The 24533-nt window shown below is 65.4% G+C and carries 22 protein-coding genes; 12 read left to right on the plus strand and 10 right to left on the minus strand.

What is annotated here, in order from left to right; translation table 11 throughout:
- Positions 1–106: 106 nt before the first annotated feature.
- A complete protein-coding gene (locus tag AQ611_RS18615; protein ID WP_069235639.1) occupies positions 107–1093 on the minus strand; it encodes an oxidoreductase in 987 nt (328 codons plus the stop codon).
- 205 nt (positions 1094–1298) lie between these two features.
- Entirely contained in the window at positions 1299–1589 is a 291-nt protein-coding gene (locus AQ611_RS18620) for a DUF3331 domain-containing protein (RefSeq protein WP_059514806.1), read from the minus strand.
- Between the two features lie 534 nt (positions 1590–2123).
- Here AQ611_RS18620 and AQ611_RS18625 point away from each other — a divergent pair.
- The 5 genes from AQ611_RS18625 to AQ611_RS18645 all read left to right on the plus strand — a co-directional run bounded on the left by AQ611_RS18625 (position 2124) and on the right by AQ611_RS18645 (position 7121).
- The gene (locus tag AQ611_RS18625; protein ID WP_059514804.1) at positions 2124–3239 is read left to right on the plus strand and encodes a branched-chain amino acid ABC transporter substrate-binding protein; all 1116 of its coding nucleotides are present in this window, start codon (positions 2124–2126) and stop codon (positions 3237–3239) included.
- A 207-nt stretch (positions 3240–3446) separates the two neighbouring features.
- Positions 3447–4373, plus strand: a complete 927-nt coding sequence (gene livH, locus AQ611_RS18630) for a high-affinity branched-chain amino acid ABC transporter permease LivH (RefSeq protein WP_059514802.1) — start codon at positions 3447–3449, stop codon at positions 4371–4373.
- Positions 4374–4381: 8 nt separating this feature from the next.
- Positions 4382–5650 (plus strand): high-affinity branched-chain amino acid ABC transporter permease LivM, encoded by a 1269-nt coding sequence (locus tag AQ611_RS18635; protein ID WP_069235640.1) that lies wholly within the window; start codon positions 4382–4384, stop codon positions 5648–5650.
- Positions 5647–6420, plus strand: coding sequence for a high-affinity branched-chain amino acid ABC transporter ATP-binding protein LivG (gene livG / locus AQ611_RS18640; protein WP_059514798.1), 774 nt, complete (start codon positions 5647–5649; stop codon positions 6418–6420). Before AQ611_RS18635 ends, livG begins: the two co-directional genes overlap by 4 nt.
- On the plus strand, positions 6420–7121 hold the full coding sequence (locus tag AQ611_RS18645) for an ABC transporter ATP-binding protein (RefSeq protein WP_059514795.1): 702 nt from the start codon (positions 6420–6422) through the stop codon (positions 7119–7121). The genes livG and AQ611_RS18645 overlap by 1 nt, the downstream gene beginning before the upstream one ends.
- A gap of 168 nt (positions 7122–7289) precedes the next feature.
- Here the strand turns inward: AQ611_RS18645 and AQ611_RS18650 are convergent, their stop codons facing one another.
- Together AQ611_RS18650 and AQ611_RS18655 are read right to left on the minus strand one after the other, a co-directional pair.
- Entirely contained in the window at positions 7290–7592 is a 303-nt protein-coding gene (locus AQ611_RS18650; protein WP_069235641.1) for a 2Fe-2S iron-sulfur cluster-binding protein, read from the minus strand.
- 104 nt (positions 7593–7696) lie between these two features.
- Complete coding sequence (locus tag AQ611_RS18655; protein WP_059514791.1) at positions 7697–9610, minus strand: sigma-54-dependent Fis family transcriptional regulator; 1914 nt, start codon at positions 9608–9610, stop codon at positions 7697–7699.
- Positions 9611–9931: 321 nt separating this feature from the next.
- Between AQ611_RS18655 and AQ611_RS18660 the strand changes: the two genes are divergently transcribed.
- Complete coding sequence (locus AQ611_RS18660) at positions 9932–10126, plus strand: DUF2964 domain-containing protein (RefSeq protein ID WP_059514789.1); 195 nt, start codon at positions 9932–9934, stop codon at positions 10124–10126.
- Between the two features lie 310 nt (positions 10127–10436).
- Positions 10437–10724, plus strand: a complete 288-nt coding sequence (locus AQ611_RS18665) for a DUF1488 family protein (protein WP_059514787.1) — start codon at positions 10437–10439, stop codon at positions 10722–10724.
- A gap of 223 nt (positions 10725–10947) precedes the next feature.
- On the opposite strand, the gene AQ611_RS18670 is transcribed toward AQ611_RS18665, so the two are convergent.
- Positions 10948–12249: an NCS2 family permease gene (locus AQ611_RS18670; RefSeq protein ID WP_059514785.1), complete on the minus strand. Its 1302-nt coding sequence runs from the start codon at positions 12247–12249 to the stop codon at positions 10948–10950.
- Between the two features lie 392 nt (positions 12250–12641).
- On the opposite strand from AQ611_RS18670, the gene AQ611_RS18675 reads away from it, so the two are divergent.
- Together AQ611_RS18675 and AQ611_RS18680 are read left to right on the plus strand one after the other, a co-directional pair.
- Positions 12642–13076 (plus strand): NlpC/P60 family protein, encoded by a 435-nt coding sequence (locus AQ611_RS18675; protein ID WP_231936083.1) that lies wholly within the window; start codon positions 12642–12644, stop codon positions 13074–13076.
- A gap of 436 nt (positions 13077–13512) precedes the next feature.
- The gene (locus AQ611_RS18680; protein WP_059514782.1) at positions 13513–13809 is read left to right on the plus strand and encodes a hypothetical protein; all 297 of its coding nucleotides are present in this window, start codon (positions 13513–13515) and stop codon (positions 13807–13809) included.
- Positions 13810–14182: 373 nt separating this feature from the next.
- On the opposite strand, the gene AQ611_RS18690 is transcribed toward AQ611_RS18680, so the two are convergent.
- The 5 genes from AQ611_RS18690 to AQ611_RS18710 all read right to left on the minus strand — a co-directional run bounded on the left by AQ611_RS18690 (position 14183) and on the right by AQ611_RS18710 (position 19611).
- Complete coding sequence (locus tag AQ611_RS18690) at positions 14183–15094, minus strand: metal-dependent hydrolase (protein ID WP_069235643.1); 912 nt, start codon at positions 15092–15094, stop codon at positions 14183–14185.
- 32 nt (positions 15095–15126) lie between these two features.
- The gene (locus AQ611_RS18695; protein ID WP_059514775.1) at positions 15127–16914 is read right to left on the minus strand and encodes an SDR family oxidoreductase; all 1788 of its coding nucleotides are present in this window, start codon (positions 16912–16914) and stop codon (positions 15127–15129) included.
- A 112-nt stretch (positions 16915–17026) separates the two neighbouring features.
- On the minus strand, positions 17027–17917 hold the full coding sequence (locus AQ611_RS18700) for a M24 family metallopeptidase (RefSeq protein ID WP_069235644.1): 891 nt from the start codon (positions 17915–17917) through the stop codon (positions 17027–17029).
- Positions 17918–18262: 345 nt separating this feature from the next.
- A complete protein-coding gene (locus AQ611_RS18705; RefSeq protein ID WP_069235645.1) occupies positions 18263–18454 on the minus strand; it encodes a hypothetical protein in 192 nt (63 codons plus the stop codon).
- A gap of 77 nt (positions 18455–18531) precedes the next feature.
- Entirely contained in the window at positions 18532–19611 is a 1080-nt protein-coding gene (locus AQ611_RS18710; protein WP_069235646.1) for an AraC family transcriptional regulator, read from the minus strand.
- A 159-nt stretch (positions 19612–19770) separates the two neighbouring features.
- Between AQ611_RS18710 and AQ611_RS18715 the strand changes: the two genes are divergently transcribed.
- From AQ611_RS18715 to AQ611_RS18725, 3 genes are all read left to right on the plus strand, one after another.
- Positions 19771–20904 carry an acyl-CoA dehydrogenase family protein gene (locus AQ611_RS18715; RefSeq protein WP_059514767.1) on the plus strand — a complete coding sequence of 378 codons (1134 nt, stop codon included), beginning with the start codon at positions 19771–19773 and terminating at the stop codon, positions 20902–20904.
- 277 nt (positions 20905–21181) lie between these two features.
- Positions 21182–22885, plus strand: coding sequence for an AMP-binding protein (locus AQ611_RS18720; protein ID WP_059514765.1), 1704 nt, complete (start codon positions 21182–21184; stop codon positions 22883–22885).
- Positions 22886–22990: 105 nt separating this feature from the next.
- Positions 22991–24520, plus strand: coding sequence for a CoA-acylating methylmalonate-semialdehyde dehydrogenase (locus AQ611_RS18725; protein ID WP_069236387.1), 1530 nt, complete (start codon positions 22991–22993; stop codon positions 24518–24520).
- Positions 24521–24533 lie beyond the last annotated feature (13 nt).

The raw sequence follows: 24533 nt of genomic DNA on the forward strand, positions 1-24533 counted from the left end.
ACGGGTAAACGCTTGGTTGCGCGAAAGATCTTTGCGGGAATGGAAAAAATGGCGCGGGAGGCGGCGCTGTGCAAAGCGCGGGGAATTGTGCTGCGTAGTTACGCTTTCAGCGGACGTAAGTTGCCGATTCTCCGCTTGATGCGCTGCCGCGCGGGCCCGGCGCAGATGCATTCAAATACCGCACGCCGGTCAATTGCCCGGATTTTTCCCAGAGGCGCGCGCTCATCGCCGTGTCGCGCGCTTGGTGGGGAATGCGCGCGGCAGCCGGGTAGCCGCGTGTCTCGCACATGCGCGCAGGGCCGACGTATGCGCCTGCGCCGAGATGTGGCGCGGTTGCCGCGTGGATCGCGGGAAGTGCGCCCACGTCGGCGGGCTGGGCGGCGAACCGGTTTGATACGCGCATTGCGAGTGTGCCGAACGGGGAGTTTTCCATTGCCGGTCCTGCGAATTGCAGATTGGTCGCGGCATAGCCCGGATGCGCCGCGACACTCAATATCGGCAGCCCCGCCAGTTCAAGGCGACGCTGCAGTTCAAGCGTAAACATCAGGTTGGCAAGCTTGCTGTCGCAGTAGGCGCGGTACTTGTTGTAGCCTAGCTCGGCAAGCATGTTGTCCAGACGAATCTTGCCGAACCGGTTGAAGCCGCTTGACATGGTCACGATGCGCGAGCTGGCTGACTTGCGCAGCGCGGGCAGCAACAGGCCCGTCAGCGCGAAATGGCCGAGATGGTTGGTTCCCATCTGCATTTCGAAGCCGTCATGTGTATGGCGCAGAGGCAGGAACATCACGCCTGCGTTATTGCAGAGAATGTCGACGCGGCCGTGGCTATCGATGACGGTATCGGCAAAGCGGCGGACCGACGAGAGATCCGCGAGGTCGAGCGGCATGACTTCGACGAGCGCGTGCGTGTGTTGATGACGGATTGCCCGCGCGGCGTGTTCGCCCTTTCCGGTATCCCGGCATCCCATCACGACTTGCGCGCCTTTGGCCGCGAGCGTTTCCGCGATTTGCCAACCGAGACCGCTGTTGGCTCCCGTCACGACGGCGACTTTGCCGTGTTGAGGCGGCACATGCTGTTCGCTCCATGGATGCATCTTTGTCTCCGTCTATGAGCGCTGGACTGCAGCGCGTCGGATTCGGCGTATTGAGGCACCGGCATTTCCGGTGGCCTGCGTACCGCCTATCGTTACATTGTGAAATGTAACGATAGTGCCGAATGGCAAGGAAAACAAAGGGAGAGCTAGAGGCGCTGATCTACAAGCGCCGGAGCGTACACGGGCGAACCGGCCGAATGACTCGTTACTTGCCGTCCGAATGGCCGAGCACTTCGGCTGCGGAGATCATCGCGCCCGCATTGGCTGGCGCCGGGCGCTCGGCGGGACGAAACACCTCGTCACCGCGATGAATGACCTGGCGCGACAGCGCGCAGGTGCCGGTGCGTTGCGCGAAGCGGCGGCGCCAGCGCTGCTCGCCGTAGTGGCAGCGGCCGGGCTCGACCCAGCGGACGACGAGCAACGTTTCAGAGCGTTCGAGAATTTCGACGTGAACGTCGACGGGATCGAGCACAGGCAGGGAGTGGGGGGGCTTCATATTGCCGTTTCCTAAAGCTCGTGCGGTATCGGCCTAGGCAGTCATTGCAACCGCGTTGCGTCGATTCCGTAGCGATTTCCATGAGTGATTGCGGTAAATGTAAGCGGGCTCGCCGGGAAAAAACATCCTGCTTAGGTCAAATTACTTTTTGTCGATTCGGAAACAATCGAATGCGATTGCAGGGGCCGGGCGGCTGCGTATTTTCCCTGATTCGCCGGCGAATCTGATCTGATGGGGCAGAAACGATCCTATAATCTCGCCTGCCTTACCTGCGGCTGCCGGTGTATCCGTCCGGCGTGCGGCCTGGTAAGCGGGGCAGGCGAAACGCTTGCGCAATACAAGACGCATCACGTTGTCTTTCCGAACCAAGGTCTTCCATTGCGGAAGATCGACACAGCCGGGCCCCGCGAACACTTTCCTTCTGCAGGTCCGTCTTTCCGCTTGGACGTTTCAGCCGTCTCGTCCACGGGTGTTGTTCGATTGCGCAAGTCATGCTGCCTTGCCCGTATGACTAAACCAATCGAGGAGCTCCTGATGACTTTGTTCCGTCTTTCGACCCTTTCCGTCGCCGCGATGCTCGTTGCCGCCGGCGCGGCCGCTCATGCGGAAACCGTGAAAATCGCCATCGCCGGTCCGCTCAGCGGCTCGGTCGCGCAGTACGGCGACATGGTCAAGGCCGGCGCGCTCACGGCGATCGAGCAAATCAACGCGGCAGGCGGCGCGGGCGGCAATAAGTTTGAGGCCGTGCTGATCGACGACGCGTGCGAGCCGAAGCAGGCGGTGGCAGTGGCGAACAAGATCGTCAGCCAGAAGATCAAATACGTGATCGGCCACGTGTGCTCGGGTTCGACGATTCCCGCGTCCGATATCTACGAGAACGAAGGGATCGTGATGATCACGCCGTCGGCAACCGCGCCGCAGCTCACCGAAGGCAAGAAGCGCAAGTTCATCTTCCGCACGATCGGCCGCGACGATCAGCAGGGGCCGGCCGCCGCGCAGTACATCATCGCAAAGGTCAAGCCGAAGAAGGTGGCGGTGCTGCACGACAAGCAATCGTATGGTCAGGGCATCGCGACGTCGGTGAAGCGCGATCTCGAAGCCGCGAAGATTCCGGTCGTGCTCTTCGAGGGGATCAACGCGGGTGATTCGGACTACTCGGCGATCGTCACGAAGCTGAAATCGCAGGGCGTCGACTTCGTATACTTCGGCGGCTATCACCCGGAGATGGGCCTGTTGATGCGCCAGGCGCGCGAGCAGGGCGTGAACGCGCAGTTCATGGGGCCGGAGGGCGTCGGCAACAAGGACGTGACCGCGATCGCCGGGCCGGCGTCCGAAGGGATGCTCGTCACGTTGCCGGCCGATTTCTCGGCCGATCCGGCCAACGCAGCGATCGTGAAGGCGTTCGCCGACAAAAAGCGCGATCCGAACGGCCCGTTCCAGATGCCGGCGTACTCGGGGGTCAAGATCATTGCCGATGCGATCGTCGGCGCCAAATCGACGGATCCGACGAAGGTCGCCGCCTATATCCACCAGCACAACTTCGACACGCCGATCGGCAAGGTGTCGTATGACGCGCAGGGCGACCTGAAAGCGTTCAAGTTCGTGGTCTACAAATGGCATAAAGACGCGACCAAGACGGCCGTCAATTAAAACGGAGCATCTGCCCGCCCGGGCCTAGGTCCGCCCCGCCGGAAATTCGCGCGGGGCGGCGCGCATTGGCGGTGGCCCGACGGCGCCATCGCATGAGCTGTGGCCGCCGCGGCGGGTGTGTCGAGATCGGGCGTTCGTGCGCCGCGGGCGGGGTCGCTCCATGAGCGGTGATGCTGCGGCGCGCCGGCGCGAACCGGGATTTCCCGCATGAATGAATTCTTTCCGCAGTTTGCCCAGCAGCTCGTCAACGGCCTGACGCTGGGCGCGATCTATGCATTGATCGCGATCGGCTACTCGATGGTCTACGGGATCATCGGCATGATCAATTTCGCGCACGGCGAGATCTATATGATCGGCGCATACGTGGGCCTCGTGACGCTCACGGCGATCGGCACGTCCGCCGGTTACCCGTTGCCGCTCGTGCTCGGCGCGGCGCTCGTGGTATCGGTCATCGTGACGGGCGCTTACGGATTCGCGGTCGAGCGCGTCGCCTATCGGCCGTTGCGCGGCGGCCCGCGCCTGGTCCCGCTGATCTCGGCGATCGGCATGTCGATCTTTCTTCAGAACTATATCCAGATCGGCCAGGGCGCGCGCGACGTGTCGGTGCCGGTGCTGATCTCCGGCGCGTTCGATATCCATCTGGGCGGCAATTTCGACGTCACGGTGCCATACGCGCGTTTGCTGATCGTCTGCGTGACGGTCGTGCTGATGATCGCGCTCACGCTGTTCATCGCGCATTCGCGCATGGGGCGCGCGTGCCGCGCATGCGCCGAGGATATGCGCATGGCGAACCTGCTCGGTATCGACACGAACCGCGTGATCTCGTTTACGTTCGTGCTCGGCGCGATGCTCGCCGCGGTCGGCGGTGTGCTGATCGGGCTGACGATCGGCAAGCTCAATCCTTATATCGGCTTTGTCGCGGGGATCAAGGCATTTACGGCAGCCGTGCTGGGCGGCATCGGCAGTATTCCCGGCGCGATGCTGGGCGGCGTGCTGCTCGGCCTTGCGGAGACTTTCGCGTCGGGCTACATGCCCGCCGAGTATAAGGACGTGGTCGCCTTCGGCCTCCTCGTGCTGATCCTGCTGTTCCGCCCGACTGGCCTGCTCGGCAAGTCGGACATCGAAAAGGTTTGAGATTGTCCATGAATCAAGCGACTACTCTTCGCCGCCCGGGCGCCGGCGCGCCGGGCCAGACGCTCAAGCACGCTGTATTCGCCGCCGTGCTGACGGCGATCCTCACGGTGCCGATCCTCGGCCTGCAATTGAAGCTCGACGGCTATCAGGTCGTGCTCGACGCGCACTGGCGGCCGGTCTGGATCGCGGTCGGCGCGGTGTTTCTGTTCCAGTTGTTCCAGCCGGCGATCGCGCGCGCGAAGGCTGCAGTGCGTGTGCCCGCGATGCCGCCGCTCGGCGCGCGGCAGCAGCGCGTCGTCATCTGGGCGCTCATCGCGCTCGGCTTCGTGTGGCCGTTTTTCGGCTCGCGCGGCGCGATCGATGTCGCGACGCTCGCGCTCATCTACGTGATTCTCGGCCTCGGGCTGAACATCGTCGTCGGTTTCGCGGGGCTGCTCGATCTCGGTTACGTTGGTTTCTACGCGGTCGGCGGCTATACGTATGCGCTTCTCAACCATTACTTCGGCTTCACGTTCTGGCAATGCCTGCCGCTCGCGGCGCTCGCGTCGGCAACGTTCGGTTTTCTGCTGGGCTTCCCGGTGCTGCGGCTGCGCGGCGACTACCTGGCGATCGTCACGCTCGGCTTCGGCGAGATCATCCGGTTGCTTGCGAACAATCTGACGAGCATCACGGGCGGCCCGGACGGGATCTCCGATATCCCGAAGCCGACGGTGTTCGGCTTCGAGATGGCGCGCACCGCGAGCGTCGATGGCGCGAGAACGTTTCATGAGCTGCTCGGGCTCGAATACAGCAGCGAGCACGTTGTGATCTTCATGTATCTGCTTGCGCTCGTGCTCGTCTGCTTCACGCTGTTCGTGACGGGCCGGCTGATCCGCATGCCGATGGGCCGTGCGTGGGAAGCGTTGCGCGACGACGAGATCGCATGCCGTTCGCTCGGACTCAACCCGACGCGCATCAAGCTGTCGGCGTTCACGCTCGGCGCGTCGTTCGCGGGCATCGGCGGCGCGTTCTTCGCGGCGCGTCAGGGGCTCGTGAATCCCGAGTCGTTCACGTTCATCGAATCCGCGCTGATTCTCGCGATCGTCGTGCTGGGCGGGATGGGCTCGCAACTCGGCGTGATTCTGGCCGCGATCCTGTTGACCGTGCTGCCGGAGGTCGCGCGCGGGTTCGCCGAATACCGGATGCTGATGTTCGGCCTCGTGATGGTGTTGATGATGATGTGGCGTCCTCAAGGTTTGCTGCCGGCGAGCCGTCCGCACGTGGAGTTGCCGCAATGAGCGTGACGACCGAGATGTTGAAGGTGTCCGGGTTGCAGATGCGTTTCGGCGGCCTGCTCGCGGTGGATGGCGTCGGTTTCGACGTGTTCAGCGACGAGGTGTTTGCAATCATCGGACCGAACGGCGCGGGCAAGACGACGGTGTTCAATTGCATCGGCGGGTTTTATCGGCCGACGGGCGGCAGCGTCGTGCTCGACGGCCAGGCGATCGGCGGCTTGCCGAGCCATCAGGTCGCGCGCAAGGGACTCGTGCGGACGTTCCAGAACATTCGCCTGTTCAAGTCGCTGACGGTCGTCGAGAACCTGCTCGTCGCGCAGCATCGGCAAGTGAAGCCGGGGCTGCTGCACGGATTGTTCGCGACGCCGGCCTACCGGCGCGCGGAGCGCGACGCGTTGGCGCAGGCGGCAGCGTGGCTCGAACGGATGCAACTGACGGCGGTCGCGAACCGGCCCGCAGGCACGTTGTCGTACGGCCATCAGCGCCGCCTGGAAATCGCGCGTTGCATGATCACGAACCCGCGCCTGCTGATGCTCGACGAGCCGGCCGCCGGGTTGAATCCGCAGGAGAAAGTCGAGCTTCAGCAATTGATCGACCGGCTGCGTCGCGAGTTCGGCGTCGCGGTGTTGTTGATCGAGCATGACATGAGTCTCGTGATGGGCGTCTCCGATCGCATTCTGGTGATGGAGCACGGCCGGCCGATCATGATCGGCAAGCCCGATGAAGTGCGTAACGATCCGCGCGTGATCAAGGCCTATCTGGGAGAGGAGTGATGCTGAAGCTGGAGCAGGTCCACACGCATTACGGCGCGGTCGAGGCGCTGTCGGGCGTGTCGATCGAAGTGAACAAGGGCGAGATCGTCACGCTGATCGGCAGCAACGGCGCGGGCAAGACGACGCTGATGATGACGGTGTGCGGCACGCCGCGCGCGTCGAGCGGGCGTGTGCTGTTCGAAGGCGAGGAGATTACCGGGCGGCCTACACACGAAATCATGCGGCTGGGGCTCGCGATTTCGCCGGAGGGCCGGCGCGTGTTTCCGAGCCTGACGGTGCTCGAGAATCTGAAGATGGGCGGTTTTTTTGCAAGCCGCGATGAGATCGAAGCGGGCATCGAGCACGTCTACCGGCTGTTTCCGCGGCTCAAGGAGCGTTCGGGGCAGCGGGCGGGCACGATGTCGGGCGGCGAGCAGCAGATGCTTGCGATCGGCCGCGCGCTGATGAGCCGGCCGCGTCTGCTGTTGCTCGACGAGCCGACGCTCGGCCTCGCGCCGCTCGTGATCGCGCAGATCTTCGACATCATCCGCACGATCCGCGACGAGGGCGTGACGGTGTTTCTCGTCGAGCAGAATGCGAACAAGGCGCTGCAGGTGGCCGATCGCGGTTATGTGCTGGAGACGGGGCGGGTGGTGCTGGCGGACACCGGCGCGAATCTGCTCGCGAACGATCAGATCAGGCGCGCGTATCTCGGCGGGTGAGCGTGGTGCGGGGCGGGCCTCGCAGACCGGGGCTCGCTGCGGCGTCTCACGGCGGTGCCCGTGCGGCGGCCGGCGCGCTGTCGGCGAGGCGTTGCGGTGCCGACCATGCGCCGGCAACGGCGAAGCCTCCGACCGGCGATGCGCCGCCGCCGGTTCACGCGCGGCCGCTCATCGCCGCTCGGCTTCCGGCACTTCGATGACGAGATCGGAGCGGGCGATCGCCACACAGGGCAGGATCAATCCTTGCGCTTTTTCGTCGGCGCTGACGCCGGGCCATTCGATCCGATAGCTGATCGCTCCGTCACGCAGCCTGCACAAGCAGGTTCGGCACGTGCCGTTGCGGCACGAACGCGGCAACGATATGCCGGCAAAACCGGCGGCTTCCAGCAGCGACAGCGATTCGGGCGCTTCGAAATCGACGCCGAGCGGCTCGACGCGAACCCGGTGCCGGCGTTCTTCCCATGCGCTCATGCCAGTGGGGCGCGCGTGGCGCGCTCGGTGGGCGGACAAGCCGCAAGGATAACCGATGCCGCCGGCGGGTGGGGCGGCACGCCTGCCGTTCGCGGACCCAACGCTCAACGGCTTGGCCGCTGTCTGCGCAGGTGCCGGTAAACCGTATTGCGTGCCAGCCCAAGCTCGCGCGCGGCCGCCGAAACGTTGCCGCGATGCCGCGCGAGCGCACCATCGATCAACACCGCTTGATGATCTTGCAGCGTTAGCGTAGCGGCGGATTCGTCCGGATGCGGTTGTGTTGCCGTTTGCCGTGGCATCGGCGACGAGCAATCGAGCCAGAAATCGTCGGGCAGGTGTTCGACGTCGATCTGCGCGGCGCCGTCGGCGAACATGCCGGCGGTGCGCAGCACGTTCGTCAACTGGCGCAGATTGCCGGGCCAGCGGCAGCGCGCGAGCGCGGCGAGCGCCGCGGGCGAGACGCGCGTGGGCATCGGCTCGCGGCGAGCGAGCCGGGCCAGCACGCGTGCCACCAGCGTTTCCAGATCGGTACGCGTGGCCAGCGGCGGCAGCGTCACGGCGAGCCCGTTGATCCGGTAGAACAGATCCTCGCGGAACGTGCCGTCTGCGACCATCGCGCGCAGATCACGGTGTGTCGCGCAAACGATGCGCAAGTCGACCGGCAGCGCCCGCGTGCCGCCCAGCGGAACCACAGCGCGCTCCTGCAGCACGCGCACGAGCCGCACCTGCTGCGCGAGCGGCATGTCGCCGATCTCGTCGAGAAACAGCGTGCCGCCGTCGGCCTGCGCGATCTTGCCGGTGCTGCCGCGCTTGCGCGCGCCGGTGAAAGCGCCGTCCTCGTAACCGAACAGCTCCGCCTCGATCAACGTGTCGGGCAGCGCCGCGCAGTTGACGGCGACGAACGGCCCGTCGCTGCGCGGCGACGCATGGTGCAGTGCACGCGCGAGCCATTCTTTGCCGGTGCCTGTCTCGCCGAGCACGAGCACCGGCAGGTCGCGGCCGCGCACCTTGCTGATGCGCTGCAGCACGGCGGCCACTTGCGGGTCGCCGGTGTCGAGCGTCGCCAGCGTGATCGTGTCGGAATCGGCATCGGCGGCGCCAGGTGGCAGCGTGGCGGTGGCCGGCACGGTCACTGCGGTGCGCCGCGCTTGCGCGAACTCACAGCGCGCGTGCACGCGCACGCCGCTTGCGAGCGTCAGCGTGACGCATGTGAGCGGCTCGCGCGCATGTTGCACGAGCGTCGCGAACGCCGCGCCGAACAACGCTTCGCAATTGCGTTGCTGCAGCGTGGGAAGACTCGCGCCAAGCTGGAATTGCGCACTGCGGTTTGCCGCGATCAGCGCACCGCTGGGATCGATCGCGACGAGGCCCGCGAACAGCGAATCGACGAACTCGCCGTGCGCATGAAACCGCACGCGCAACACGTCGGCGCATTGGTTCGCGAACAACTGGTTTTCGATCAACTGCGCGGACATCTTCACGAGTGCGAGCGTATGCGGACTGAAGCCGCGGGGATCGCCGCTGACGTCGAGCGCGCCGAGAATATGGCCGAACGGATCGACGATCGGCGCGCACGAGCAGGTGAGCACGTGATTGGCCTGCAGAAAATGCTCGTTGCCGTGGACGGCGAGCGCCTGCCCGGCGGCAAGCGCGGTGCCGATCGCATTGGTGCCTCGCTCGCCTTCGGCCCACGAAACGCCGGGGCATAACGCCACGCGCTTGGCCTTCGCGACGAAATCGGCGTCGCCGACGCTGTGAAGGATCACGCCGTCGCAATCGGTCAGCAGCACGAGGCTTTGCGTATCGGCGATCTGCGCGTGCAGCGCATCCATCGCGGGGCGTGCATGCGTGTACAGCGACTGACTGGCGTCGATCCGCCCGCGTAGCGCGACGCGAGACAACGGCGAAAAATCCGGCAGATCGGACGCGCGCAGGCCAGTCGACATCGAGCGCGCGTGCGCTTGCGCGAGAAGATCGACGCGGCTTGCCACGGCGGGCAGCACGGAAGATTGACGCATGGCTTGCCTCCATGAAGCCCGCGGACGGGGTTGGCTTTCCCCGCTCGGCCGCGCTGCTGCGGGGAGCGTTGCGGTACGGGCACGCGTCATCATACAAGCGTGGCGCGCGATACGCGACCATCTGACCATTTGCTGCGGCGCGGGATGCAATCGAACGGATATTTCTTGCTTTTGCCTACTGGCCTGCAATGATGAAAGCAGGGCGCGCACGCGTCGCGCCCTGCCCGGATCGGCCTGCTGCCCGGCATCCGAAGGCCGGCGAGCGCGCCTGATCCCGCCATCCCGCATGTGCCGCGACATGCATCCGTTCGGGGAGGCATCATGGTTCGGACGGAACTAAGAGTGGTGCTGGCGGCAATCGCGACGTTCGTCGCATTGGCCGGCATCGCCGTGGCGATCCACGGAATGTTGTTCAATCAGGACTCCGCATTGCACTACGGTGCGGCGGCGATCGCGCTCGGGGTAACCGCGTGCGCGGTCGCGCTGAACGTGTGGCCGAAGGACGAAAAGCAATAGGGGGGCGATGCCTGATTCGCATGACGAAGCGTTTCGGCCGCCAGGCGGTGCGTCCGCACGCGGGTTCGGTTTCAAGTCAAGCCGCCAGCTGTTCAATCCGCCGACGAATGAGCCGTCGTTTGCGGGGGCGCAGCGTTTTTTTGACGAAATTTTGTGTCGCGCCGGAAAGCGTCTAAAGTGGATTCAACCGAAGCCGCTTGGCGTGCGCGGCTTGCCGCGCACCGTATGCTTCGGTCGGCCCGCATGCAGTTCGAGCAGGTTCGACGGCAAGCGGATGTTGGCTCTTCACGCTAACGCAGAGGCGGTTCCGATGCAAATCCAGTTCATGAACGATGCCCCCGAATATTCGGGACGCGAATTGACACTCGCGTTCAAGGCGATGGTCGACGGCGAGCCGATTCAATGCCACATCACTGCCGAGGCGATGGAGGATCATTTCGGCGCGGCTTCGCCGCGTTTCGAAGACATGGTTGGCGCGTTCGACGCGCACCGGCAGCGCATCGAGGCGGCGGCGCGGCGCCTGCTATCCGAGACGCGCGCGCAGTGTGTGGTGTTGAGAAGCGGGTATGTGCGGTTTTACGAGGCGAACCGGGGCTAGATCGGATTGCGCCGATGCAGGCAAGAAGCGCCGCCGCGAGCGGCGCTTTTCGTTGGTGCGGTAGCACGTGTTTGGAATATCGGCGTGGCGCGCGCCGGCGGCGCGCGCGGCACGCGTTGCGCGGGATCGCCACGGCGGCCGCCGTTTTTTTGCCGGGCGCCGCTTGCGGCCGGGGATGGTGCGCGACGGCGCAGAAGTACCGGCGCCGCGCCGAAGCCGGGGCTTATTCGGCCGCGAGATAGAAATAACGGAACAGAAAGACCGCGGCGATGATCCAGACGATCAGTTTCACCTGCTTGGCCTGCCCCGTCAGCAGTTTGAGGCTGGCGTAAGCAATGAAGCCGAATGCGATACCGTTCGCGATTGAGTATGTGAACGGCATCAGCAGCGCGGTGAGCGCGGCGGGCACCGCTTCCGTCGCATCGTCCCACGGCACGTCGACCATGTCGCGCAGCATCAGGCACGACACGTACAGCAGCGCCGGCGCCGTGGCGTAGCCGGGCACGACGCCCGCGAGCGGCGCGATGAACAGGCAGGCGATGAACAGCGCGGCAACCGTCAGCGCGGTGACGCCGGTGCGCCCGCCCGCCTGCACGCCGGAGGCGCTTTCGATGTACGCGGTCGTCGACGACGTGCCGAGCAGCGAGCCCGCGACGATCGCGGTGCTGTCGGCGAGAAGCGCCTTGTTGAGCCGGTCCATCTTGCCTTCGACGAGCAGGCCCGCGCGGTTGGCCACGCCCATGAGCGTGCCGGTCGCGTCGAACAGCTCGACCAGGAAGAACACGAGGATCACGTTGACGATGCCGGTCGACAGCGCGGCGCCGATGTCGAGCTTGAAGAGCGTCGCGTCGATCGACGGCGGCGCCGAGAAGATGCCGTGGAACTGGTTGCCGCCGAAGAAGAACGACAACACTGTCACACTGATGATGCCGATCAGGATGGCGCCGCGCACGCGCAGGTAGTCGAGCGTGACGATGACGAAAAAGCCGATGATCGCGAGGATCGTGGTGGGCTTGTGCAGGTCGCCGAGGGTGACGAGCGTTGCCGGGTTGCCGACGATGACCCCCGCCGTTTTCAGCGAGATGATGCCGAGGAAAAGGCCGATCCCCGCGCTGATCGAGATTCGCAGCGATGTCGGAATGCCCTTGATGATCACTTCGCGCACGCGGAACAGCGTGACGACCAGAAACAGGCAGCCTGAGACGAACACCGCGCCGAGCGCGGCTTGCCACGTGAAACCCATGCCCTTGACGACGGCGTATGCGAAATATGCATTGAGGCCCATGCCGGGCGCGCACGCGATCGGGTAGTTCGCATACAGACCCATGATCGCCGATGCGATCGCGGCGACGAGGCAGGTTGCGACGAACACGGATTCCTTCGGCATGCCTGCATCGCCAAGGATCGCCGGGTTGACGAAGATGATGTAGGCCATCGTCAGGAAGGTGGTGACGCCCGCGAGTATTTCGGTGCGTAGGTCGGTGCCGGCTTGCGCGAAGCCGAAATACCGTTTGATCGATTCCATGGAGGCGTTCTCCGGTCGTGATGTCGTGTGCTGAATGAAAGCGAGTGGTCGTTGGCCGTGCGGTGGGGCGTACTGTAACCAGCTACTATTGGCCGGCCAACGGCGGATTGTAATAGCTGAGATACGCCGGACGATATAGTGTCGGCGAGGAGGTGCGTGCGCGGCGCGTCGTCGCCGGCACGGCGTCTTGCGTGGCCCGCCGGCGCGAGCGCGGCATCGCGTGTGCGGCCGTGAATCGTCGATGCAACGGCGGCTTGCCGGATAACCGTTCATTCGCAGTGGGAGAACACTTCATGTCCGTGACTCGACAGCCGCAGCGGCAGGTGCAACCGGAGCGCATCGCGGTGCAGCGCCTGCATGACGGGCACACTGGCGCGGATCATCCCGCATGGATGCCGGTTGCGCTCGGTGAGGCGGGCGTGCGCCGTTTCGGCCGTGGCGCGTCCAACCCGCGCATCGTCGAATACAACGGTTGCACGAATCTGGCCGGCTATGACGACAAGATTTCATGGTGCTCGTCGTTCATCAACTGGTGCTTGGCGCGTGTCGGCGTGGCGGGAACCAGATCGGCGCTCGCCCGCTCGTGGCTCGCATGGGGGCAGCCGCTCGCCGAGCCGGTTTATGGCTGCATCGTCGTGCTGATGCGCGATCGTCCGACGAGCTGGAAAGGACATGTCGGCTTTTATCTGCGGCACGACGACGACTTTTTGTACTTGTTCGGCGGTAACCAGCGAGGCGCGGTGCGGGAGCTGGCTTATGCGCGTTCGCGCTTGCTTGCCTATCGATGGCCGGACGATCCGAGCGCCGGGCCGCGCGCCGGCCGATGATGCCGCAAGCCGTCCGCCAAGCAGGTGAAGCGGGCCGCTGAAAGGCAGGCGCGGCATCCGCGCCGAAGCAAAACCGGATGGCGCGCGGGCATTTTCAAATACTAACGGAGTGCTTATATTTTCGAGATATGAACTTCATTGACATTGGGTGAGGTATTGTCATTGAAATGAGGATTTCCTTTATTTTTCAACGTGATACGGATAGCAAAAAGTTATATAAAATAGCTTCGTTATGTAAAAAATTGCAAGGTGTCATCGCATTATCTCGATTCACTCACTAGGATAGAGAAAGTGCTCGCATCAGGGGTTTCGCCAATACGGGGTGCGATGCGAAAGCCGGTGCCTTCCATCGTCATGGCGAAGCGGAAAGCACCGCAATGGTGCGGGCAGTGCGCCTGCGCGCGAAAGCGATTTCGTTCGTCATACGGAGGCAAGCATGTTGAATTGGATAAGCCGATGGGCATTGCGTCACGCCCCCACGCCAGAGAAGACCGCCGCATCGATGCTCGTGACCGCAAGGATGGAACTGTTCGCGGCCGAACAGCGGGTTATCGATGCCAAGCTGCAAGCCGACTATTGGCGCACGCGCGTTTCGTTTCTCGAGGAAGTGCAGAAGGAAGGCATCAATCCTTGGGTAAGCACGCAGCCGCCGCAGTTGCAAAAGACCGGCGACGAACAGCCGCCGGCCGTGCGCGGTGCGGCGCCGGGCCCGCGGCTGGCGGCGAGCACGTAATGCCGTGGGCGCGATTCGCGGCGAACGGCGCAAGCCGGTTCGCCGCGCGCGCCGTTTTGACGGGCATGCCGCCGTTTCCTTTCCGTAGACTTGCTTGCCGCGCTGATGTTTTTCACGGCGCCGCGCTTGCGCCGCATCGCATCGCATCGATAGCGATCCTGACGATCGCGCGTAACGCCGCTCCATTGCCGCCCGCTACACACACGCTGCGCACTCGCGGCGGCATCTATCTGATTTCCTAACTTTTTTCCTGGCCGGGCGCGTTAGCGCACGCAGGCTGTGCGCCGGCGGAATGCGGCCGGGCCGCCAAGTCGTTGTCGAGCACGGGCATCAGGCGGGCGCTTTGTCGTTATCCGCGTGACGCCGCATGCCGTCACGATGCCGCCGGTTTTTGCGCACCCCAATTACCGCCGTGTGCGGCGGCTTGAGCGGCGGGAGAGCGCGCGAGATACGCGAGCGCTTCCTCGGTCGAGCCTTCGTTGTGCGGCGTGTAGCTCGGCCGGTAATAGCGCAGCGCGGCGGCGATCGTCTTCACGAACGACGGCAGATGATTGCGCCGCTTGCCGAGCCACCATGCGATTGCGAAGCCCGGGTAGAAGCCCGCTGACGGATCGCGCTTATACATGAATCGCGAACCCGTGACGATGAAGTACAGCAGTACTCCGATCACGATCGTCATGTGAATCGACCGCTCGACGTAGTTGCCGCCGAGATGGCGGTAGATGTCGAATGCGACGGTCCGATGCTCGACCTCTTCCGCGCCATGCCAGCGCAACAGATCGACGATCGCCGGATCGGCCGAGCCGTCGTCGAGCCCGCGCGCGTGCAGAATCCAGTTGCCGAGATAGCCGAAGAAGTGCTCGAGCGCCGCGATGACTGAGAGCTGCTGCCGCAGCCAGAAGCGCGTATGGCCGATCTTCAGGCCGAACGGCTCCTCGCCGAGCAGTTTCGTGAACAGCCGGTTCACGCGCTGCGTGAACGGCTGCGTATCGATGCCGTGCCGTTCGTAATAGTGCTTGAGCACGCCGTTGTGCGAGCGCGAGTGCACGGCTTCCTGACGCAGGAAACCTTCGGCGTCGGCTCGCAGCGCCGGATCGGTGATGAGCGGCAGCGCCTTGTTGTAGACGCGGCAGAACCACAGCTCGCCTTCCGGGAACAGCAGGTTCAGCGTGTTGATGATGTGCGTGCTTTCGGGATCGCCCTTGATCCATTGGATCGGCGTTTTGCTGAAGTCGAATTTGACGTGTCGTGCTTTGATCAGATAGTGGTTTTCCGGGGCATTCATCGATGTCTCCTCCGTTGATCTGGCCATTGCCGTTAATGCGATGCCATGCTCACGCGCGCGATCATCCGGCCGAGCCACGGCATGTAACGGCCGACGAAGCGCATCGCGTGCGCCTCTGCGCCGATCGCGACGACGGGCTTGTTTTGCAGCACCGCAGCGGCTATTGCCTTGGCGACGGTTTCCGGCTTCAGCCCGCGCATCTGGTACAGCTTGGTCGCGCGCTTGCGCAACTTTGCTTCGTCGGCCTCGCTCGCGCCCGCGTATTGGGTCGCGGCCATGATGCCCGTTTCGGCGAAGCCGGGGCACACGGCGCTCACGCCGATGCCATGGTCCGCCAGCTCGGCACGCATGCATTCGGAGAGCATCAGTACGGCGGCCTTCGTCGTCGCGTAGGCGGGCAGGTCGCGCGATGGCCCGAACGCGGCGGCCGATGCGGTATTGACGATGTGCCCGCCCGCGCCGCGCGCGGCCATCTGCTTCGCGAACAGGCGCGAGCCGTGAATCACGCCCCACAGATTCACGCGCAGGATGCGCTCCCAATGCGCGGCGGACGTATCGAGGATGCCGCCCGCCATGCCGATGCCCGCGTTGTTGACGACAATGTCCGCGCCGCCGAGCGTGTTTTCGACCCAGTTGGCGAGCGCTTCCATTTCGTCGGGCGAACCGACGTCGACGCGCCGAGCGTGTGCGTCGGCGCCCAGCAGTTGCACGAGATGCACGGTGCGCTCGGCCGCTTGCTCGTCGATATCGACGGCGACGATCGACGCGCCCTGTTTGGCAAATTCGACGGCCGCGCTGCGCCCGATGCCGCTGCCCGCGCCCGTGATCACGACCAGCTTGCCGGAGAACGGCCCCGTGCCGTTGCGGCGGCGCACGTGCGCGAGCGCGGGCGGCTCGGTGCCGGTCTCGACGGCTTCGATCAGCTCTTGCGCGATCGTCGCGAAACGCTCGGGATGGTCGACCGGCATCCAGTGCCGCTCGGCGACTTCGCGGCGGTAATAGTGCGGCACCCAGCGCGCGAGATCGGCGGACAGCGCCGGGCTCACGTATTTGTCGCGCAACGGTACGATCACTTGCACGGGCGCGTGCGCGTAGCGCTCGCGCGGCGCGAACAGGCGCCGGATGAAATTCGCGCGATACAGACGCACGCCGTGCGCGCCGTCGTCCGCCTGGGTGGGGCGCGGCTCGATCGTGGTGCGCTCGATTCTGCGCAGCAGCGCCGGCCATGCGCGGGCGAGCCACAGCCGCCAGCTCAGTTCGGGCAGCAACGGCAGGTGAAACAGGTAGACGTACCACGAACGCACGAGCTGATTGCCGATCCGCGCGAGCGACGCGGGCGACGGATGCGCGAGCTGATGCCGCATCCAGTAGCCGACGTGATCGAGGTTCGGCCCGGAGCACGACGTATAAGACAGGATGCGGCCGGCGAGCCGCGGCTCGGTGACGAATTCCCAGCCCTGGATCGAGCCCCAGTCGTGGCCGATCACGTGCACGGCGCGGTTCGGCGCGAGCGCGTCGATGAGCGCGGCGAAATCGTCGACGAGCTTCTCGAGCCGGTAGTCGGCCGTGCGTTGCGGCGCGCTCGACAGGCCCGCGCCGCGCACGTCATACGCGATCACGTAGTACGACTGCGCGAGGATCGACGCGACGCCATGCCAGACGCTGCTGTTATCCGGATAGCCGTGCACCAGCACGACGGCCGGGCGCGACGCGTCGCCCCAGGTCTTGGCGGCAAGCGTGACGTCGCCGGCCGGCACGGACGTTTCGGTATGGGCCGCGTCGAACAACGCGCGCGGCGCTTCGTTGGAAAGGGGCTGCATGTTCGTGTCTGGTTCGGGTGTCGGGTCGGGCGATAAGCGGCTTGGCACGGGGTGCGAGGCCGGGCTCGAGGCGGGCTCGGCGCGGCGGCGCCGCGCGCTTGCCGCGCCTGCGTTATGCCGCCGCGTCATGCGCGAGCGCACTGTTTGCGTGGCGCGCGTTCCAGCGGCGCACGTGCGGCAGATCGTCGTCGAGCCAGTACGCGTCGTCGCCGGTGATCACCAGCAGCTCCTCGAACTTCGCGCCGACGCCGGCAAAGCCCAGGTGCGGCTCGACGGCCCACAGGCCGGGCGTCGGCGCGTGATTGGAGCGCTCGTCGATCGACCATAGCGGCGACCAGCCTTGCGCCTTGCCTTGGCGCGTTTGCTCGAGCATCAGGTTGCGCGTCGAATTGAGGCCGAAGCGCGCGACGAAGCGCGGTTTCGACAGATGGCGCAGTTTCGCGACACGGTGCGCGAGCACCTTGAACGGATAGGCCTTGTGGCGCGGCTCGACGCCTTGCTTGCGGCACAGCGCGTCGACTTCGCGCGCGACGTCGGCCAGCGTATGGCGCTCTTTCACGAGGCGCACGATCAGTTCGCGATGCGCGATCAGATCGTCCTGCAATTGTTCGAGGATCGGGTTGTGGCCGATGCAGGTCGCGTAACCGACGTCGGCGACAATGCCGTCGACCACGGGCGCGACGTCGAGAATCACCGGCATGTCGGCTTCGAGCTGGCGGTCGCTGGGAAAGAACGCGAGGTTGAAGCCGCCGAGATGCCGCACGCCGGAAAAGCCTTCAGCGAATGCGGTGCGATCGCCAAACCATGCAAACGGCTTATGCAGCCAGTCATGCACGCCATGATCGTGTGCCCATTCGATCATCAGCCGCACGGCTTCCTTCTCGGTGATGCCGGGGCGCAGCATCTCGCCCACGGTTTCGACGCAGCGATACGCCAGTTGCTGAACGGAGCGGAATTGCTCGAGTTCTTCGAGGTGCACTTCCGGCAGCGTATGCTCGGCCATGACGTCGTCTCCCATTCTTTGAGTGCCGGATGGCAATGCCGGCCATGCGGGGTGCGGCCAGCATTTCCACCTTCAATAATGTCACATTGATCAATGTAATAATCTTATATGAACGGACGGCGAACGGGAGGAGTTTCTGATGAGGACTTTTACTAATCCGGCGGCACAATCCCGCGCGTGAGTGCGGGCAAAGCGGGGTCGCATCATGCCGGCCGGGACGGCGGCGGGCTGACCGAAGCGCTGGGCCTGGCATGCGGCCAAGTCGAGCAGCGGCACGCACGACCGGCGCGCATCGGCTGATCCCTTGCCGGATCGGCGGCACGGAAATACGTCGCTGCGTTCACTTCACTTCGCCGGGTTGACGGCCGCGGCGGATACGGCAGCCGTAGCGGGGCTTGGCTTGCCGGTGCGCTTGTCGGGCGCGGCGGCGGCCGCGCACGCGAGTAGCAGGCCGACGAGCACGACCGCGCGGGCGATTCGTGCGGGCCGCGTGCCGGGCCGCGCCGGCGGACGCGGCAAAAAACGACGCGTGTGCATGGCAGTATCGGCGGGCGGCGGTGCGGCAGCACGGTGTGCCGTTGCCGCCCGCCGTCGAAAGGGCGTGCGCCCAGTGCTTAAAGAGTAGGCGTTTTCCGGCGAAAGCGGGAAACGCCGCGCGTCGCGCCGGCCTTGCCATGGGTCTTGCTGCGGTAATCGGCCGGGCTCATGCCGCACCATTTGCGAAATGCGCGATAAAACGCGCTGGGCTCGGCGAAACCCGCTGTCGCGGCGATGTCCGCAATCGTGCGGCGCGGATCGGCGAGCGCCGTATAGGCAAGCTCGCGGCGCAATGCATCCTTGATCGATTGATACGAATGGCCTTCGTGCGCCAGTTTGCGCCGCAGCGTCGCCTCGGCGACGTTCAGCCGCGCCGCGAGCGCGCGCGCGCTCGGCCATGCCGTGGGCGGCAGCGTGCGCAGCACCGCGCGCACGCGCTCGCCGAACGCATGCGGATTGCGGTACTTGACGATGAAGCTCGCAGGCGCGTCGCGCAGGAACGGCTTGAGCGTTTTCGCGGTCTGCACGACGGGCAGCGTCGCGAAGGCGGGGTCGAAATCGACGTATGACTCGGGCTGGCGAAAGCGCAGGTCGTCGCAGAACATCAGCCGGTATTCGTCGACCGCGAGCGGCTCGTCGCACCGGAAGCTCGCGTGCGACAGCGGGATGCGCCGTCCGACCAGCCAGCAGGTGAGGCCGTAGACGATCACGAAGTAGGTCGCATAAGTGAACATCGGCGGCGGCTCGCTCGCGTGCGGCGCGGTGCGATGCACAAAACGCAACCGCACGCGTTCGGGGGTCGCATCGATCGTCGCATGCAGATCGTCGAGCACGCAGTGCATGAAGTTGACCGCGCGCGCGAGCGCGCGCAGGCCGTTGCGCGCGCCGAGCGCGGCCTGGCTCATTGCAATGAAGCTACCACAGCGCATCGGGTGCGTGTCCTGGCCGAAGAATTCGTCGTCGAGCGCCTGCGCGATTGCGTTCCACAACGCGCCGTATTGCCGCGCGGACACGCGCGCGTGCGGCGACGCGAGCAGCGTGGCGGCAATGCCGGCGTGCGCGAGCAGCGGCGCATCGGCGACGCCGCGGCGCCGTGCGAGCGCCAGGCTGGTGTTGACGAGTTCGATCGAAACGGTGCCTTTCTGCGCGTGCTTCATCGGACGGGCGCGCGGGGCGCGGTATGGCAAAAACGCTCAGTGTAATTGAGCGCTGCGAGCATCGAACAGAGCCCGCGCGTTGCCTACACTTGATTCATCGATACAAAACGCATGCTGCGGGCTGCATCCGACGCGGCTCGTCAAGGAGACACACGAGCGATGGGCGATTTCTACACTGACGATCAGCGGATGATTCTCGACGCGGCGCGCGCGTTTTCGGCCGAGGTGCTCGCGCCGAACGCCGCGCAATGGGACCGCGACGGGCATCTGCCCGATGCGGTCGTCGCGCAGATGGGCGAGCTTGGCTTGCTCGGGATGATCGTGCCGTCCGACTGGGGCGGCGCGTATACCGACTATGTCGCCTATGCGCTGGCACTCGAGGAGGTGGCGGCGGGTTGCGCGTCATGCGCGACGCTGATGAGCGTGCACAACTCGGTCGGCTGCGGGCCGTTGCTCGCTTATGGCACGCCGGCGCAGCAGGAGCGCTGGCTGCGCGATCTCGCGACTGGCCGGACCATTGCCGCGTTCAGCCTTACCGAGCCGCAAGCCGGCTCCGAGGCGCACAACCTGCGCACGCGTGCGCAGTTGCGCGACGGCCAATGGGTGCTGGACGGCAGCAAGCAGTTCGTCACGAACGGCGCGCGCGCGGGTCTTGCGATCGTTTTTGCCATGACCGATCCGGAGCAGGGCAAGCGCGGGCTGTCCGCGTTTCTCGTGCCGACCGATACGCCCGGCTTCATCGTCGGCAAACCCGAGAAAAAGATGGGGATCCGCGCATCGGATACGTGCCCGATCACGCTCGAACATTGCGCGATTCCACAGGAAAATCTGCTCGGCGCGCGCGGCGAGGGGCTCAAGATCGCGCTGTCGAACCTCGAGGGCGGGCGCATCGGCATCGCCGCGCAGGCGGTCGGCATCGCGCGCGCGGCGTTCGACAAAGCGCGCCGCTACGCGCGCGAGCGCATCCAGTTCGGCAAGGCGCTCGCCGATCATCAGGCGATCGCCGAAAAGCTCGCGAACATGGCCACGCAGATCAACGCCGCACGATTGCTCACGCATCACGCCGCGCGGCTGCGAACGGCGGGCTTGCCGTGTTTGTCGGAGGCGTCGCAGGCGAAGCTGTTCGCCTCCGAGATGGCCGAGGCGGTGTGCTCGGATGCGATTCAGATTCATGGCGGATATGGGTTTCTCGTCGATTACGACGTCGAGCGGCATTATCGCGATGCACGCATCACGCAGATTTATGAAGGAACGAGCGAAGTGCAGCGGATGGTGATCGCCAGGCAGTTGTGACGAGCGTCGCGCGAACAACGACGTGATCGGTGCGTGGCGGGGCGCCGCCGCGGGCGCTGGGCGACGCCGGGCGGTGGCAGAGCGCACCGGCGTGGCCGAAGCCTAGTCGTCCACGCGCTCGGCGGCCGATGCCGGCCGGCTGCGCACCGCACCGGAGCCAACGCTCCAGCACCAACCTCGGCCGGCGGACGCGCGCGGGCACGCACTCCGGCCAACCAATGCATGGGACGGCAGTAAGGGCGACGCACTCGCTCACGCCGACACAGGAGACACCACAATGACAGCTCAGCCGTTCGTCGAAGCGCGCGATTTCCTGCTGCGCCACCGCACCGATTACGACACCGCCTATCGCGATTTCAGATGGCCCGTGCTCGACACGTTCAATTGGGCGCTCGACTATTTCGACGCGATCGCGCGCGGCAACGACCGGCCGGCGCTGTGGATCGTCGATGCGGCAACCGGCGACGGCGTGCAGTACTCGTTCGCGCAGATGTCGGCACGCTCGGCGCGGATCGCGAATTGGCTGCGCGGCATCGGCGTCACGCGCGGCGAGCGGCTGCTGCTGATGCTGCCGAACCGCGTCGAACTGTGGGACGTCATGCTTGCCGCGATGAAGCTGGGCGCGGTCGTATTGCCCGCGACGACGCAATTGTCGGCCGATGATGTGCGCGATCGCGTGCAGATCGGCGGCGCGCGCTATGTAATCGTCGACGAAAACGAGGCGGCGAAATTCGAGCAGCCGGAGCTGGACGTCACGAAGATCATCGCAGGCGCGCCGCGCGACGGATGGTTGTCGCTCGCGGACGGCTACGCGGCGAGCGCCGAATTCGAGCCCGACGGCGCGACGCACGCGAACGATCCGATGCTGCTGTACTTCACGTCGGGCACGACGTCCAAGCCGAAGCTCGTCGAGCATACGCACCGCACCTATCCGGTCGGCAGTTTGTCGACGATGTACTGGGTCGGCCTGCAACCCGGCGACGTTCACTGGAACATCAGCTCGCCCGGCTGGGCAAAGCATGCGTGGAGCTGCTTCTATGCGCCGTGGAATGCGCAGGCGTGCGTGTTCGCGTTCAATTACGCCCGCTTCGAGCCGAAGGTCGTGCTGGATGCGCTCGTCCGTTACCAAGTGACGACGATGTGCGCGCCGCCCACCGTTTGGCGCATGCTGGTTCAGCAGCCGCTTGCGTCGTATCCGGTGAAGCTGCGCGAGATCGTCGGCGCGGGCGAGCCGCTCAATCCCGAGATCATCGAGCGTGTGAAGCACGCCTGGGGCGTGACGATCCGCGACGGTTACGGGCAGACCGAGACGACTTGTCTGATCGGCAATCCGCCGGGTCAGCCGGTGGTGCCGGGCTCGATGGGCCGGCCGATGCCGGGTTACGTACTCGCGCTGCTCGATGCGGACGGCGCAAGCGCGAACGAAGGCGAGATCGCGCTGCCGCTCGGGCCGGGCGCCGAGCGCCCGGTCGGCCTGATGAAAGGCTACGCGAATCATCCGGAGGCGAGCGCGCATGCGATGCGCGACGGTCATTACCGCACCTCCGATATCGCATTGCGCCGCGACGACGGCTACTACGTCTACGTCGGCCGCGCGGACGACGTATTCAAATCGTCCGATTACCGGCTGAGTCCGTTCGAACTCGAAAGCGTGCTGATCGAGCACGAGGCGATTGCCGAGGCGGCCGTCGTGCCGAGCCCGGACCCGGTGAGGCTGTCGGTGGCCAAGGCGTTCGTCGCGCTGCGCGCGGGCTACGAGCCGAGCGATGCGCTCGCGCGCGACATCTTCCGTTTTTCGCGCGAAAAGCTCGCGCCATACAAGCGGATCCGGCGGCTGGAATTCACCGAATTGCCGAAGACGATCTCCGGCAAGATCCGCCGCGTCGAGCTGCGCCGCCGCGAGCTGGAGCGCGGCGACGACGCGGCGAACCGGATCAGCGGCGAATATCGGGAAGAGGATTTCGCGGCGCACGGCCAGTGAGCGGCCGCCGCGCCGATGCATCAACCCCCGGCCCGCGCGCGCGATGCGCGCGGCGGCCATCGTCACGATGAAAACCAGCGCATATCAGGACAGGAGAATCTCGAGATGAACGCAACCCCGTCGCCCCAAAAAGGGCACCACGTGCCGACCGTCAAGCTGCTGGTCGGCGGCGAATTCGTCGAGTCGCACGCCACCGAGTGGCGCGACGTCGTCAATCCGGCGACGCAGGCGCTGCTCGCGCGCGTGCCGTTCGCGACGCGCGCCGAGGTCGACGCGGCGATCGACGCCGCGCAGCATGCATTCGCGTCGTGGAAGAACACGCCGATTTCGGCGCGCATGCGCATCATGCTGAAATTCCAGGCGCTGGTGCGCGAGCACCTGCCGCGCATCGCGAAGACGCTGACGGCGGAGCAGGGCAAGACGCTGCCCGATGCCGAGGGCGACGTGTTTCGCGGGCTCGAAGTCGTCGAGCATGCGTGCTCGGTCGGCACGCTGCAGCTCGGCGAATTCGCGGAGAACGTCGCGGGCGGCGTCGATACCTATACGCTGCGTCAGCCGCTGGGCGTTTGCGTCGGCATCACGCCGTTCAATTTCCCGGCGATGATTCCGCTGTGGATGTTCCCGATGGCGATCGTCTGCGGCAATACGTTCGTGCTGAAGCCGTCCGAGCAGGACCCGCTGTCGACGATGCTGCTCGTCGAACTCGCGATCGAGGCCGGCGTGCCGGCGGGCGTGCTGAACGTCGTGCACGGCGGCAAGGACGTCGTCGATGCGCTGTGCACGCATCCGCTCGTGAAGGCGGTGTCGTTCGTCGGCTCGACGGCCGTCGGCACGCATGTCTACCGGCTCGGCAGCGAGCATGGCAAGCGCGTGCAGGCGATGATGGGCGCGAAGAACCATGCGGTGGTGCTGCCCGATGCGAACCGCGAGCAGACCGTCAATGCGCTCGTTGGCGCGGCGTTCGGCGCGGCGGGGCAGCGCTGCATGGCGACGTCGGTGGCGGTGCTCGTCGGCAGCGCGCGCGATTGGCTGCCGGATATCGTCGCGAAAGCGAAGACGTTGAAGGTCAACGCCGGCGCCGAGGCCGGCACCGATGTTGGCCCGGTCGTGTCGCGCGCGGCGAAGGAGCGCATTCTCGGCTTCATCGACGCGGGCGTGAAAGAAGGCGCGACGCTCGCGCTCGACGGCCGCGGCGTCAGCGTGCCCGGGTATGAGCACGGCAACTTCATCGGCCCGACGGTGTTCGCGGACGTGACGCCGCAGATGTCGATCTATACGAACGAGATCTTCGGCCCGGTGTTGTGCGTGATGACGGCCGACACGCTGGATGACGCGATCGCGCTCGTCAACGCGAATCCGTTCGGCAACGGCGTGGGCCTGTTCACGCAAAGCGGCGCGGCGGCGCGCAAATTCCAGAGCGAAATCGATATCGGCCAGGTTGGCATCAACATACCGATTCCGGTGCCGGTGCCGTTTTTCAGCTTCACGGGCTCGCGCGGCTCGAAGCTCGGCGATCTCGGCCCATACGGCAAGCAGGTCGTGCAGTTCTACACGCAGACGAAAACGGTGACCGCGCGCTGGTTCGACGACGACGCGAGCGTGCCTGCGGTCAACACGACGATCCGTCTGCATTGAGCGCTTCGGGAGA

Origin of the sequence: Burkholderia singularis, from assembly GCF_001718875.1 — a bacterium.
Taxonomy (GTDB): domain Bacteria; phylum Pseudomonadota; class Gammaproteobacteria; order Burkholderiales; family Burkholderiaceae; genus Burkholderia; species Burkholderia singularis.

Coding starts and splice junctions, on each gene's coding strand:
- AQ611_RS18650 (WP_069235641.1), bottom strand. CDS start 7,592: ATGAGCGCATGGGAAGAACGCCGGCACCGGGTTCGCGTCGAGCCGCTC.
- AQ611_RS18655 (WP_059514791.1), bottom strand. CDS start 9,610: ATGCGTCAATCTTCCGTGCTGCCCGCCGTGGCAAGCCGCGTCGATCTT.
- AQ611_RS18700 (WP_069235644.1), bottom strand. CDS start 17,917: ATGGCCGAGCATACGCTGCCGGAAGTGCACCTCGAAGAACTCGAGCAA.
- AQ611_RS18675 (WP_231936083.1), top strand. CDS start 12,642: ATGCCGGTTGCGCTCGGTGAGGCGGGCGTGCGCCGTTTCGGCCGTGGC.
- AQ611_RS18720 (WP_059514765.1), top strand. CDS start 21,182: ATGACAGCTCAGCCGTTCGTCGAAGCGCGCGATTTCCTGCTGCGCCAC.
- AQ611_RS18725 (WP_069236387.1), top strand. CDS start 22,991: ATGAACGCAACCCCGTCGCCCCAAAAAGGGCACCACGTGCCGACCGTC.
- AQ611_RS18660 (WP_059514789.1), top strand. CDS start 9,932: ATGGTTCGGACGGAACTAAGAGTGGTGCTGGCGGCAATCGCGACGTTC.
- AQ611_RS18625 (WP_059514804.1), top strand. CDS start 2,124: ATGACTTTGTTCCGTCTTTCGACCCTTTCCGTCGCCGCGATGCTCGTT.
- AQ611_RS18705 (WP_069235645.1), bottom strand. CDS start 18,454: ATGCACACGCGTCGTTTTTTGCCGCGTCCGCCGGCGCGGCCCGGCACG.
- AQ611_RS18690 (WP_069235643.1), bottom strand. CDS start 15,094: ATGAATGCCCCGGAAAACCACTATCTGATCAAAGCACGACACGTCAAA.
- AQ611_RS18715 (WP_059514767.1), top strand. CDS start 19,771: ATGGGCGATTTCTACACTGACGATCAGCGGATGATTCTCGACGCGGCG.
- livH (WP_059514802.1), top strand. CDS start 3,447: ATGAATGAATTCTTTCCGCAGTTTGCCCAGCAGCTCGTCAACGGCCTG.
- AQ611_RS18695 (WP_059514775.1), bottom strand. CDS start 16,914: ATGCAGCCCCTTTCCAACGAAGCGCCGCGCGCGTTGTTCGACGCGGCC.
- AQ611_RS18665 (WP_059514787.1), top strand. CDS start 10,437: ATGCAAATCCAGTTCATGAACGATGCCCCCGAATATTCGGGACGCGAA.
- livG (WP_059514798.1), top strand. CDS start 5,647: ATGAGCGTGACGACCGAGATGTTGAAGGTGTCCGGGTTGCAGATGCGT.
- AQ611_RS18620 (WP_059514806.1), bottom strand. CDS start 1,589: ATGAAGCCCCCCCACTCCCTGCCTGTGCTCGATCCCGTCGACGTTCAC.
- AQ611_RS18680 (WP_059514782.1), top strand. CDS start 13,513: ATGTTGAATTGGATAAGCCGATGGGCATTGCGTCACGCCCCCACGCCA.
- AQ611_RS18645 (WP_059514795.1), top strand. CDS start 6,420: ATGCTGAAGCTGGAGCAGGTCCACACGCATTACGGCGCGGTCGAGGCG.
- AQ611_RS18635 (WP_069235640.1), top strand. CDS start 4,382: ATGAATCAAGCGACTACTCTTCGCCGCCCGGGCGCCGGCGCGCCGGGC.
- AQ611_RS18615 (WP_069235639.1), bottom strand. CDS start 1,093: ATGCATCCATGGAGCGAACAGCATGTGCCGCCTCAACACGGCAAAGTC.
- AQ611_RS18710 (WP_069235646.1), bottom strand. CDS start 19,611: ATGAAGCACGCGCAGAAAGGCACCGTTTCGATCGAACTCGTCAACACC.
- AQ611_RS18670 (WP_059514785.1), bottom strand. CDS start 12,249: ATGGAATCGATCAAACGGTATTTCGGCTTCGCGCAAGCCGGCACCGAC.